The organism is Lentzea sp. NPDC051213, from assembly GCF_044455585.1.
Classification (GTDB): Bacteria; Actinomycetota; Actinomycetes; order Mycobacteriales; family Pseudonocardiaceae; genus Lentzea.
Map to the genome: position 1 here is coordinate 588,613 of NZ_JBITEX010000004.1, position 12,108 is coordinate 600,720.

Here is a 12,108-nt window from a genome sequence, read left to right on the forward strand (position 1 = left end):
CGACTGCTCCCCACGGGTGGACATCGGACCGGGACGACCGCAGCTCTTCACAACTGAAACGTGTTCTAGTTATTCTGCGTCGCATGATCGCCACAGTGGTGTGGGGTACGGGAAACGTCGGGCGTGCCGCGATTCGGGCCGTCGAAGCCCATCCGGCGCTGAAACTGACGGCCGTGGTCGTCCACAACCCCGACAAGGTCGGCCGCGACGCGGGTGACCTCGCCGGGATCGACCAGGAACTCGGGATCGCGGCGACCGACGACGTCGAGGCGGTGCTCGCCGCGAGCCCGCGCGCCGTGGTGTACGCGGCCTCCGGTGACATCCGGCCGGATGACGCCCTCGCCGACATCACCAGGGCGATCCGGGCCGGCGCCGTCGTCGTCACGCCGTCCCTCTACGCCCTTTACGACCCTCGCAGCGCCCCGCCCGAGCTCAGGGAACCTGTTCTAGCCGCAATCGCGGACGGCGGCGGATCGCTCTTCGTCTCCGGCGTCGATCCCGGCTGGGGCAACGACGTGCTGCCGTTGCTGATCAGCGGGCTGGGCAGCGAGGTGGACGCGATCCGCTGCCAGGAGATCTTCGACTACTCCACCTACGACCAGCCCGACGCGGTGCGGTGGCTGATCGGCATGGGCCAGCCGCTCGACTACCAGGCGCCGATGCTCATGGCGACGGTGCCGACCATGGTGTGGGGCGGGCAGATCCGGCTGATGGCCAGGGCGCTGGGCGTCGAGATCGACGAGATCCGCGAGACCGTGGACCGGCGCGCGCTCGACGCCACGGTGACGACCAGGACCATGGGCGAGTTCGAAAAAGACACCCAAGGCGCGATCCGGTTCGAGGTGCAGGGCATCGTCGGCGGCGAACCGCTCATCGTCATCGAACACGTCACGCGCATCCACGCGTCGTGTGCGACGGACTGGCCGATGCCGCCCTCCGGCGACGGCGCACACAAGGTGATCATCGAGGGACGGCCGCGGATCGAGGTCTCGGTCGAAGCCGTCGACGAGGGCGAGAACCGTTCCGCAGGCGGCAACGCGACCGCCGTCGGCCGGCTGGTGAACGCCATCGACTGGCTCGCGGAAGCCGATCCCGGTCTCTACGACGCGCTCGACGTCCCGTTGCGGCCCGCGGCCGGCAAGCTCGGAAGGAACTCGCGATGAACATCGACGTCCCCGAGGGCAAGGACCCGATCGCGTACGTGTGGGGCGAGATGGTGCCCGGCATCGGCGTCGCCGCCGCGAACTTCTCGCTGTCGGTGTACAGCCACACCACGCTCGGGCTGCGCGAGTTCGAGGCCGCGCGGCTGCGGACCGCGCAGATCAACGGCTGTGCCTTCTGCCTCGACTGGCGGACCGAGAGGGACGGCAAGAAGGTCGAGGAGGAGTTCATCGACGCGGTGACCGAGTGGCGCACCACCGATGCCTTCGACGACCGCACCAGGCTGGCCGCGGAGTACGCCGAGCGGTACGCGCTGGACCACCACGGTCTCGACGACGACTTCTGGGACCGGATGGCCGCGCACTACAGCCAGGTGGAGATCGTGGAGCTGAGCATGAGCATCGGCGCGTGGCTCGCGTTCGGCAGGCTGAACCACGTGCTGGGCCTCGACACCCGCTGCATGTTGCCCAGCCAGCTCTGAGGCCCAGCACTCTCCACTGTGGAGTCACGTCACAGGTCGGTGGCGATGATCTTCTCGATGTTCCGCTCGGCGAGCGCCGTGATGGTCACGAACGGGTTCACCACGGTGCTGCCGGGAATCAGCGAGCCGTCGATGACGTACAGCCCGGGATAACCGTGCAGGCGCCCGTAGTTGTCGGTGGCCTTGGTCAGCAGCGCGCCACCGAGGGGGTGGTACGTCAGGTGGTCTCCCCAGATCTTGTAGACGCCGAAGAGATCGGTCCGGTAGATCGTCCCCTCCTTCGCGTTGATCTTTTCGAAGATCGTTTTCGCGGCGTTGATGGACACCTGTTTCCAGGCGGTCTGCCAGTTCAGGTCGACCTTGCCCGCGGCGGCGTTCCAGGAGAACTCGGCGCGGTTCGGCGTCTTGGTGATCGACAGGTAGAACGAGGCGTAGGTCTCGATCCCGGTCGGTAGCGGCGCCACCTCGGCGAACGCGCCGCCGGCCGCCCAGTTGTCGATGCCGAGGGTGGGGATGGACGACTGGAGCTTTCCGGTCGGGTCCCACATGTGGTTGGCGCGGCCGCACATCACGTTCCCGTTGTCGCCCCAGCCCTTGCCGACCTCGCCGTTCAGGTTCGGCAGCGCGCCGGTGGCCTTCAGCTTCACGAGCAGCTTGCTGGTGCCGACGCTGCCGGCCGCGAAGAACACCTTGGCCGCGGTCACGGTCTTGGTGGCCACCGGGTCGCCGTTGGTGTTGAGCTGGTCGATGGTGACCGTGAAGCCACCGCCGGACGCCGGCATCACCGAGGTGACCTTGTGCAGCGCCGAGATCGTGACTCGCCCGGTCGCCCTGACCTTCGCGAGGTAGGTCTTCTGCAGCGATTTCTTGCCGTAGTTGTTGCCGTAGAGGATCTCGCCGATCAGCGCCGACTTGGGGACGGTCCCGGCCGCCTCCTGCTTCATGTAGTTCCAGTCGTACACCGTGGGCACGAAGACGAACGGGAACCCGGAGCGCTGCGCGTGCTTACGGCCCACCCGCGCGTACTGGTAGCACTCGGTGGTGTCGAACCAGGCCGGGTCGATGAGGCCGACGCCGAGTTCGGCGTTGGCGCGCGGGTAGTAGACGTTGTACATCTCGTCGGGGTTCACCGTGGGCAGCACGTCGCCGAAGTGCTCGCGCTTGGGCGTGACCGCCATGCCGCCGTTGACGAGCGAACCGCCACCGACGCCGCGGCCCTGGTACACGGTGATGCCGCTGAACTCCTCGGCGTCGAGAATCCCGGTGTAGCGCGGGATCGCCTTGTCGATCGGGAATCCCAGGAAGTTGCTCAGCGGCTGTTTGGTCTTGGTGCGAAGCCAGAAGGACCGCTGATCCGGTGTCGTCGTGTTGGCGAAGATCTTGCCGTCCGGGCCCGGGGTGTCCCACGCCATGCCCATCTCGATCATGTGGACGTCCACACCCGCCTGCGCGAGGCGCAGAGCCGCCACGGCACCGCCATATCCGGTGCCGATCACCAGCGCCGGGACGACGGCCGCGTCGGTGATCGAAGTGGACGCCGGAACGGCCGCTTGGGCCGCAGAACCGAGGCCTCCCAGGGCCACGGCCCCAAGAATAGAACCTGTTCCAGCGATGAACGAACGTCGTGAAGGACCCTTGAAACCGTTGTCACACGTCATTGTGTGGGTCATGTGATCTTCCTCACTCTTGCCGCATGAGAACAAGTTATACCTGGGCTTGTCCGGCAAGTCACTACCTGCTAGTTCCGGTTCATTCAGGAAGCGCAAAGAGGCGAGCGCTCAACATGAGCGCTCGCCTCGGTTTTTGGTCTACAGAGGACTAGGGCCGGTCAGGACTACTTCCGGTAGAAGTGCACGTTGCGCCACTGGTGTTCGGCACTCGCGGTCTTCAAAGTGCCGTACACGCCGTACTTGAAGTAGTGGTCTCCTTTGGGCCCATTCGCAGTGTGCACGTGCTTGCCGTTGATGTAGATCGAATAGCTGCCGCCGGTCGCGGTGGCGTTGTGGGTGACGTTGACGCGGACCCACTTGCCGTTGATGCCGCTGACGAGGTCCTTGCCCCCGCCGCGGAGGGTGCCGCCGTTCCGCGTGAACGACCGGATCATGAGCGTGGTCGCGCCGTCACCGTCGTTGCCGAAGATCTGCATGGCGCTCTCGTCGTCGGTGCCCGCGGTCACCTTGAGCTCGCCCTCGAACTGCCGCTGGCCGGTCCGATAGTTGTCCTGGATCCGCGCCTCGACCCGGTTCGACCCGTTGTTGAAGAGTTTGAAGGTCTGCACCCCGCCAGACCTCAGGTAGGAACCGCCGGGCCCCGACGCGCTGTTCGTGCTGCTCGGGTAGGACGTGATCACGCCCTTGCTCTGGATCTGCAGGTTCCAGGAGGGGTTGTGCTCGGTCCAGCCGCTGCCCACCGGACCGGCGAACGCACTGGGCTGGACCACGGCCACCGCCAGAACGGCGGCTCCGGTGATCGTGGCGACTCGTCGCGCCAAACGCATGGTTGCTCCTTGTGTGATTGCAGGGCTTGCACACAGGCGGCAGCCAAATGCCATCTCAGCGCATCACCGGTGGTGAGTCATCCACCGGAATTCCGGGCGTCCGGTCAGCGCGAGTCAGGCAGGGCGAACGTGGAGTGCCCCGGCGCCGCGGGCAGTCCCAGCAGCTGGCCGGCGACGTCGACGAAATCGCCGCCGCACTGCCACAACGTTCGATCCGGATCGACGACGAACGGATCCGTGGGGTCCGCATCGCGTTCGGGCACGCGATAGGCCAGGGCTTCCGACTCCGAGTAGGCGAGCACCGTCTCGTTGGTGCCGCGCCACACCCGCCGGAACATCACCGCGTTGACGCAGGTTAAGCGGTCCTGGACGACAGTCCGCCGGAACCCGCGCCGCAGCAACAGCTTCATGCACTCCTCGACGCTGCTCACAACATCCTTTCCGGCCGACGTCGCCTGCTGGTGTGAACTAACGAGTCTGGCGGCGTTCCGGAGCCGTCCCCAGCACCCATCACTCGAACAGGGCAAACGTTTGAGGCACGTGCACAACGCGAACGTCCCCCGTTCGTGCACCGCACCACACAAGAAAGACCGGATCGGGCTATCGCCCACGGCTGCCGGATGCGCAAGCCTCTGGCGGTGGTGGACATCCCGGCGCCAGACCCGCACGCGGCGCTGTACGAGCGCGCCGCGACACAGATCCCGAGCATCGCCGAGAAGGTGCTGGAGGCGTTCTTCGCCCGATCAGCGGCCTACCGGCAGCTTCCGCACCAGCTCGTCGATCGCGAGATCACCGAGGCGGTGACCCGAAATCTGCAGGTCTTCCTGCGTGCGCTGCGCGAGCAACGGCCGCCCGCGCCGGAAGAGCTCGCCGAGCAGGTCGCCACGGCGGTCCGCCGAGCTCAGCAGGGGGTTCCGCTCGACGTCGTGCTGAGCACGTACCACGTCGCCGCGCACGTCGGGTGGGAGGCGATGGCCGCCGTCGCCGAGCCGGAGGACGTGCCGGACCTGCTGGCGACCGTGCCCGCACTGCTGCGGTACCTGAGCGTTGCCGTGCCGTCCGTCGCCGCCTCGTACCTCGCCGAACAGCAAGCGCTGCACGCCGAGCGCCGGGAAGCCGGCCGCGCGCTGGTGGCAGCCCTGCTGACGGGCCGGGAGGCCGAGCCGCTGGCCGAACGGATCGGGCTCGAACTGGCCGGCCACCACGTGGTCCTCGCCGTGCGCGTCGAGGCACCGGCGTTGGCCGATGGTGCCGACGCGAGGCTTGCCGTGCACGGTCTCGTGCGCCGCCTGCGGGCCGAGCTGCCGAAGCACGCGCTCTCCGCGCTCGACCACGACGGCGGCACCGTGCTGCTGCCCGCGTCGGCGGAGACCATCGAGCAGGAGCTGGCCGACGCCGCCGAGCTGGTCCGCAGCCTGCACACCGCCGCGGGTACCGGCCTGATCGGCGGAATCGCCGCCGCGGAACGCCGCGAGGACATCCCCACCGCTGCCAGGCAGGCCGCCGACATCGCCGAGCTGGCCCAGCGCCTCGGGCGTCCGCCCGGCGCGTTCTTCCTCGACGACGTGCTGCTCGAGTACCAGCTCTGCCGGCCGGGTCCCGGCCGCAAACGGCTCGCGCGCGTGATGGACCGGCTGGCCGAACACCCCGACCTGCTGCACACGCTCAGGGTGTTCATCAACAGCGACCACAACCGCCACCGCACCGCCGACGAGCTGCACCTGCACCGCAACACGTTGAACTACCGGCTGCGCCGCGTCACCGAGCTCACCGGGTACAACCCCGCCGACCCCACGGACATCCGGCTGCTCTCCGCGTCGCTCATCGTTCACGACCTGCGTTCCTGACCAACGCGAAAAAGGCGAGCGTTCGGGGCGCTCGCCTTTTTCGCGTTCAACCGTTCAGATCAGTCGCCGTGCGGGTTCTGGATCGAGACGTGGACGTGGTCGTAGTGGCCACCGGTCACACCGCTGCCGGCGGTGTAGTTGCGCCAGCCCTCGGACGCGCGGGCGACGCTCCAGATCTTGCCCTGCCAGATCACGTAGCGGACGTCGAGCCGGCTGGCGTGCTTCTGCAGCCACCGAGCGAGCTTCCAGCCCTGTTCCTTCTGCGCCGCGTTCGGGTACTGCCCGATCGCGTTCGAGATGGTGCAGTCGAGGGCGTTGCCGGTGTTGTGGTTGCTCGTCGACGACTCACCGCTGCGGTAGTCACCCACGTAGCACTGCTTCTCACCGGTCAGGTCGGCGATCTGCTTGTCGACGAACGCCGTGCGGGCGGTGGCCTGCGGAGCGCGGGCGGTCGCCGACGGGTGCGGGTTGACCGGCGGAGTCGCGTAGCTGCCGTCAGGAGGCGTCGGGCTGCCACCGTCGTTGAGCCTGTGGGCGGCGTTCTCGTTCTTGAGGTCCGAGTTCAGGTTGACCTTGCCACCGGCGGCGATCGTCTGCCGGGGACCGGCGTAGCCGCTGTTGAAGTACACCGTGACCGGGTTGCTGGTGCGGTTCCAGACAGCCGCGGCCTCGTTCTTCACGCACAGGCCCTTGCCGGCGCCGGCACCCTTGAAGTCGTAGCAGCTCGGCTGCTCGTCGCCGTAGTCGGAGACCGACGTGTTGAAGTCCGAGACCGAACCCTCGTGGTTGCTGTTGTAGTACAGGCAGAACTCGCCCGCCTCACAGGAACCGTTGCGGGCCGTCGCCGCGGAAGCCGGGGCCGAGCCCAAAGTGACGCCGATCAGCGCACTGGCCAGGACCGCAAAAGTAATTCGCTTCAGCACCATAAGCCTTTCTGTTTTTCCGCAGGGTCCGACAGTGCGAGCACCGAAAATGCCCGAGCCGCCCCCGTCGACTTTGTCGGAGCCCCCGCTCGTGCAGCAGGGGAAGCTTCTGGTGAGAAGGATTGCGATGGCCGCTGACATCTCGCTGACACCCGCGGCCACCGATTTGTCAGGATCGGCTGCGGCGATCTTCGGCCAGCCAGTTCGTCTCCCACGTCGCTCCGCCGTCGGCCGAGAACGCCTGCTCGAACCTGGCCCTGTCCTGCCCCTGCCGGGTGACGAGGAAGCGCACCTTGATCGGACGGCCGCCGAGCTGGTCGTCGCCGTAGAACTCGCCCACGCCGTTGCGGAACCCGCCGTAGACCGCCGGGGTGAGCAGTCCGTCGCGCATGTTGACGAAGGTCAGACTCCACCGCTGCGCTTGCGGCTCGTAAAGCCGCAGGTTGAGGCCGTCGATGCGGCCGCTCGCCCCCGAGACCTTCAGCTCGACGACGTTCGCCCGCTGGTCCATGAGCGGCCGGACGACGCTGGTGCCCGCGAACTGGAGCCACTGGTCCGGGGACTCCGAGAGCGGCTCGGCGAGCACCCGCACGGTGGTGCGCCAGGAGCCGATCTCCCAGTCGAAGTCGCGCTGGCCGCCGGCACCCGCCGACGACGTCGACGCGGTCGCCGCAATCAACATGAGGGCCGCGAAAGCCACGGCCAGAATTCTTTTGTGTGGCACGGTCATGGTCCGACTATCCGAGCGGAGCGCGACCATGAACAAGAAGGCACCTGCGGGTAACCTCTCGCGCCCCAACCCGTTGCCCGGCTGTCCGATGGCCGCGGCGTTCGCCGCGATCGGCGGGAAGTGGAAGCTGACCTTGCTGTACTGGCTCGCCCACGGCGAATCCCATTTCGCCGGCCTGCGCCGCCGTGGCACGCCGATCACGTCCAAGGTGCTGGCCGAGCAGTTGCGCGAACTCGAAGCCGACGGGCTCGTCGAACGTGTGGAGACCGGACCGGTGCCGGCACGCGTCATCTACCGGCTCACGCCGTACGGGGCCACCGTCCTGCCCGTGGTCGAGGGGGTTCGGGTGTGGGGTGAGGCCCACCTTCAGCGCACTCGCGGTGAGGGCGCGCCGGAAGCGGCGATGGGCTGCGCCGACTCGATCGCCTAGCCACAGCGAACGGCCAAAACGGGTGGCACGGGTGCGCGATGATGATGTCGATGTCCATCCAACTGGCGTTCGGAGTCACGGCCGGACCTGGGCTGCGCTGCTGGCCACCCACGTCGGGCGGCCGAGCCGTGCCCGGAGACCGGCCGGGTGCCCCGGTCGCCCTCGGCCCGGCCGACGCGGCACCCGAGGTGGTGCGGGAGGCGACCAGGCAGCTCGCCCTGCTGGTGCGGGGCGGCACCGAGGCGGCCGCGGCGGGCATCGATCTCGGCGGCGGTTTCATCTCCGCGCGGCTGGCCGGCGCCCACGGTGACCGGCGCGATGCGGTCCTCGCCGCGTTGAAGGTCCTCGGCGTCGACCGCGCCCACCTGCTGGGCGACCGGACCGCCGGTCTGGTGGCGATGTTCGGGCCGGCGGCGACCAAACGGGTCGGCGCGGCCGCGCACACAGCGCTCGCCGAGGAGCGTTGGGCGGCGCTGCACCTGGCCTCCGCGGCATCCGATCTCCTCGGGCCGGAGCAGCTGGAGCGCGTGCTCGGCCTGCGAGCTCCGGACGGGATCGACCCGTTCCCCCTCGGCGCGGCGTCCACGCTGGCCGACCACCTGTCCCGGGTCCTGGCGGGATATCCACGACCTCGCCGGCTGGCGCTGATCATCAGCCTCTGGGACCACGTGTGCGCGCTGCTCGTCGAGCAGCAGCTCATGGCACGGCGCGCCGCGACGCAGACCCGTGCCGACCGGATCGACAAGCTCCGCGAACGCCACCGCGACCACTTCGACGAGCCGATCGTGGAACGCCTGGGCTGGGCGTTCGACGGTGAGCCGACGCTGGCGGCCGCGGCTCGCTGGCGACCACCCGCGTGGTGGAGCGCGGCGGAACTCGGCCGGCTGCTGGAGGACGCCATCGCGGCCACCGCGCTGCTGCGGTTCGCCAGCACCGTGTCCGACGAAGGACTCGAGGTCGCCGCGGACAGGCATCGCGACGAGCTGGTCGCGGCCGACGCCTGTCTCACCAAGGCCGCGCGGTCCAAAGCCGCGCGCCGCCACGAGGGCGGGTACAGCCACCCGGCGCGACCGGGATGCTATGTCCAGCAGCTGGTTCAGATGCTGACCCCGGAGCGGGCGATCACCGCGAAGATCAAGACCTACGTGCAGGTGCGGGTCGCCATGGCCCGCAACTACGGCGTGGTCGTCTTCGACGCCGTGACCGCGCTGCTCGATGAGCTCGACGAGCAATCGCTGCACAACTGCTGGGACGCCTGCAAGCCGTGGCAGGCACCCCACCTGCCCCGGTGGCGCGCCGCGGCGGGGTTCTCGCGGGCACCGGACGGCTGGGAGCAGCCGCCGCTTCCCGACGCGCACGCCGACGGTCCGAAACAGCCGCTGGCGCAACGGATCGCGGCCGGAGACCCGGCCTCCGCGGAGACACCGCACGATCTGCTCTGGTTCGCCGACCTCGCCGACGCACTGGCACCCTTCCACGGCAACGAGCGCGCCAGGGTGCGGCACCAGCAGCCGGCGCCAGAGCTGCGCTACGACGCACCTGCACCCCAGCCGGAGCCCGGCAACCCCCGAGCCGACTCCCTGCCGCTCGCGGCCGCCGGGGTCGCGCAGCTGGTCATGTTCGGCGCGACACCACCGCCCCGCTGCGGCAGCTGGGCCGAGCTGGCGGCCGGGGTCAGCGCGAGCGCGGTGATCGCCGAGGCCAGTGTCGGCGTCTTCCCGATCCCACCCGAAGTGTCCACTATGGACAAACAGGTGCTCGCCGGGCTGTCCGTCGAACTGGGCCGCGAACCTCGGCAGCTGGCCGAGTGGTCCAGCTACATGGGCAACTGCATCGGCGAGTGGTGGTACGCCGCCCAGGCACGCCGCGGCCAGTGCGTGCTGATGGCGTTGCGCGACCCCGCCGACGGCCGCATCGTCGCCAACCTCGACATCCGGCGGCACACCGGTGGCTGGCACGTCCACGAGCTGCGGGCGCGGTTCAACGACAGCGTTGACGCGGCGCTGGAAGCGCAGGTCAAGCAGTGGGTGGACAAGATCCCGGTACCCGTGCCGCCCGCGCCGGAGCCCCTGCTGCCCGTGCCGCCGGTGCGAGCGCGGGGCGGTTCGGCCCGTCGTTCCGCCGCAGGACGCCTGCCCGCCGAGCTCGTCAGCGCCCTGACCACGGCGGCAGAGCGGGAACTGGCGTCGGCGCAGGCCGTGTCCGCACGCCACGTCTACACCGCGCTGGCGCGCGGACTGGGACGCCCAGGGCAGCCCGCCGACTTCGACCCGGACGCGGCGGCGATCGCGTTGAAACGCGTCGGTCCGGCCGAACACACGGACCTGCTTCGCACGGCTCTCGACGCCGGGCTCGACGCACCGGCCCTGTGGCGGGCGACGCGCGTCCGGCCGCTCACCGCCGCGGTGGGCCGGCTCGATTCAGGACTGCGCGAGTACGACCGGCTCGACACGCTCACCGACGGTTCACCGTTGCCGCGAACGCTGCGCGCCCTCGTGCGCCGCCCGGAGATCGCGCCGGCCCACGCCATGGACGTGGTGGCACGAGCGGTCCGCACGGCCATGGGCGACCTGGCCGGTGACGACGCGCTCGCCCGGTCGGTGGCAAAGCGCCCGTCGACCGAGCTGGTGTGCGCACTGGCGATCGTGACGACCTGCGCCGGTAAGTCCACAAAGGACGGTGTGGTGCAGGTGGCCGAGGCGAAGAAGACGGTGGTTCCCGGCTTTCCCGCCAGCGACCTGTCCGACGAGCACGGCCCGTGGCAGAAGGCGCTGCCCGCGGCGGCGGACCTCGGCGCGCCCGTGGAACTGTTCTGGGAGCGCGTCGCCGAGCACGGCCTGCTCGTCCCGGCAGCGCTGCTCGGCAAGGGCGGCTGGCCCGCCCTCTGGCAGCGCGCACACCGCTGAGCCCGCACGACATCGCCGAACGCAGGCACACTGGATTCATGACCGACAAGTGGAACGTCCTGCCCGACCCACCGAAGCCGGAGGACTGGGTGGCGGAGAAGGACACGAACCCGCCGCTGCCAGGCGCGCTCGCCGAGGCAGAAGCCGATCGCGAGGTGCGGGAGGCGCGCAACGTCCTCGAGCGCGGCGGTTACTAGTCCGTTCACGCGCCCCCATGACGGCAACGACAGTCGCCTGGGTCACAATCTGTGTGCGAAACCGCCTGTCACCTCGGGTGGGCTTCGCACGTGATCGGGCCGTACCGCATCTGACCTGCCGTGCTCGCGCATCAGACCGCCGCGTGCCAAGGTGGGGGCCCTCAAGAACGCGGTTTCGACCCTCTGCACCACGTGTAACCCATGGCCATCGGACCCACGAGTCCCGCATGGAGGCATAACCGCATGACGAAGAACTCCAAGAAGGCCACCGTCGAGGTTCGCGAACCCCGGCCCAAGCCGCGCCGGGACGTCTCCCACGTTCCGTGGCGTGTCTGGGTGGTCGTGTGGAGCGCCATCTCCGCAGTTACGAGCCTGGCGGGCCGGCGCTCCAAGCGCTAGCGACCTCCGCGCGGCGCCAGGCACCAGGACGGGCGGTCGGTCATCCGTGATCGACCACCGGGGTTGTCGCGAGCGCCGACGAGGCGCAGATCACCCTCTCCGGCCACCCCCGCCCACGAGAGTTCACCGACCGGTTTCGCCCAGGCGCAGATTTCCGGGTGCCCTCCGGTGTAGCGTGTGGGCCATCAGTCATGGTTCCGAAGTTCCAGTCGCCCGTGATCACAGGTCACGGGCGTTTTGCTGTTCCGCGAGCTATGGCAGATCATTTCCGGATCCGCAACGTGCGGGTGCCGATTCATGCTTGGAGTTACACATGGCCACCGGAACCGTCAAGTGGTTCAACGCTGAAAAGGGCTTCGGCTTCATCGAGCAGGACGGCGGCGGCGCTGACGTCTTCGTTCACTACTCGAACATCGCCGCTCAGGGCTTCCGCGAGCTCCAGGAAGGCCAGAAGGTCTCCTTCGAGATCACTCAGGGCCAGAAGGGCCCGCAGGCGGAGAACGTCGTCCCCTCCTAGTCCCTCGTCAGCCGCGGAAC

13 protein-coding genes are annotated in these 12,108 nt (G+C 69.0%); 8 read left to right on the forward strand and 5 right to left on the reverse strand.

Going from position 1 to position 12,108, the window contains the following annotated elements; translation table 11 throughout:
• The first annotated feature begins 83 nt into the window (after positions 1-83).
• Together ACIA8G_RS21060 and ACIA8G_RS21065 are read left to right on the forward strand one after the other, a co-directional pair.
• Positions 84-1,163 (forward strand): dihydrodipicolinate reductase, encoded by a 1,080-nt coding sequence (locus tag ACIA8G_RS21060; RefSeq protein WP_396420286.1) that lies wholly within the window; start codon positions 84-86, stop codon positions 1,161-1,163.
• Positions 1,160-1,642, forward strand: a complete 483-nt coding sequence (locus ACIA8G_RS21065; RefSeq protein ID WP_396420287.1) for a carboxymuconolactone decarboxylase family protein — start codon at positions 1,160-1,162, stop codon at positions 1,640-1,642. Before ACIA8G_RS21060 ends, ACIA8G_RS21065 begins: the two co-directional genes overlap by 4 nt.
• Positions 1,643-1,671: 29 nt before the next feature.
• On the opposite strand, the gene ACIA8G_RS21070 is transcribed toward ACIA8G_RS21065, so the two are convergent.
• The 3 genes from ACIA8G_RS21070 to ACIA8G_RS21080 all read right to left on the reverse strand — a co-directional run bounded on the left by ACIA8G_RS21070 (position 1,672) and on the right by ACIA8G_RS21080 (position 4,549).
• Complete coding sequence (locus tag ACIA8G_RS21070) at positions 1,672-3,300, reverse strand: GMC oxidoreductase (protein WP_396420562.1); 1,629 nt, start codon at positions 3,298-3,300, stop codon at positions 1,672-1,674.
• A 176-nt stretch (positions 3,301-3,476) separates the two neighbouring features.
• Positions 3,477-4,139: a hypothetical protein gene (locus ACIA8G_RS21075; protein ID WP_396420288.1), complete on the reverse strand. Its 663-nt coding sequence runs from the start codon at positions 4,137-4,139 to the stop codon at positions 3,477-3,479.
• A gap of 104 nt (positions 4,140-4,243) precedes the next feature.
• Complete coding sequence (locus tag ACIA8G_RS21080; RefSeq protein ID WP_396420289.1) at positions 4,244-4,549, reverse strand: hypothetical protein; 306 nt, start codon at positions 4,547-4,549, stop codon at positions 4,244-4,246.
• 210 nt (positions 4,550-4,759) lie between these two features.
• On the opposite strand from ACIA8G_RS21080, the gene ACIA8G_RS21085 reads away from it, so the two are divergent.
• The gene (locus ACIA8G_RS21085; RefSeq protein WP_396420290.1) at positions 4,760-5,986 is read left to right on the forward strand and encodes a PucR family transcriptional regulator; all 1,227 of its coding nucleotides are present in this window, start codon (positions 4,760-4,762) and stop codon (positions 5,984-5,986) included.
• Positions 5,987-6,045: 59 nt separating this feature from the next.
• Here ACIA8G_RS21085 and ACIA8G_RS21090 read toward each other — a convergent pair whose 3' ends face one another.
• The gene (locus tag ACIA8G_RS21090; RefSeq protein ID WP_396420291.1) at positions 6,046-6,912 is read right to left on the reverse strand and encodes a peptidase inhibitor family I36 protein; all 867 of its coding nucleotides are present in this window, start codon (positions 6,910-6,912) and stop codon (positions 6,046-6,048) included.
• A 166-nt stretch (positions 6,913-7,078) separates the two neighbouring features.
• The gene (locus tag ACIA8G_RS21095) at positions 7,079-7,639 is read right to left on the reverse strand and encodes a hypothetical protein (RefSeq protein WP_396420292.1); all 561 of its coding nucleotides are present in this window, start codon (positions 7,637-7,639) and stop codon (positions 7,079-7,081) included.
• A 28-nt stretch (positions 7,640-7,667) separates the two neighbouring features.
• Here ACIA8G_RS21095 and ACIA8G_RS21100 point away from each other — a divergent pair, with 28 nt between their 5' ends.
• The 5 genes from ACIA8G_RS21100 (at position 7,668) to ACIA8G_RS21120 (ending at position 12,088) form a co-directional block, all read left to right on the forward strand.
• A complete protein-coding gene (locus ACIA8G_RS21100) occupies positions 7,668-8,069 on the forward strand; it encodes a winged helix-turn-helix transcriptional regulator (RefSeq protein WP_396420293.1) in 402 nt (133 codons plus the stop codon).
• Positions 8,070-8,119: 50 nt separating this feature from the next.
• A complete protein-coding gene (locus ACIA8G_RS21105) occupies positions 8,120-10,975 on the forward strand; it encodes a hypothetical protein (RefSeq protein WP_396420294.1) in 2,856 nt (951 codons plus the stop codon).
• A gap of 38 nt (positions 10,976-11,013) precedes the next feature.
• A complete protein-coding gene (locus tag ACIA8G_RS21110) occupies positions 11,014-11,172 on the forward strand; it encodes a hypothetical protein (RefSeq protein WP_396420295.1) in 159 nt (52 codons plus the stop codon).
• Positions 11,173-11,415: 243 nt separating this feature from the next.
• Positions 11,416-11,571, forward strand: coding sequence for a hypothetical protein (locus tag ACIA8G_RS21115; RefSeq protein WP_396420296.1), 156 nt, complete (start codon positions 11,416-11,418; stop codon positions 11,569-11,571).
• 313 nt (positions 11,572-11,884) lie between these two features.
• A complete protein-coding gene (locus tag ACIA8G_RS21120) occupies positions 11,885-12,088 on the forward strand; it encodes a cold-shock protein (protein WP_396420297.1) in 204 nt (67 codons plus the stop codon).
• The last annotated feature ends 20 nt before the right edge of the window (positions 12,089-12,108 follow it).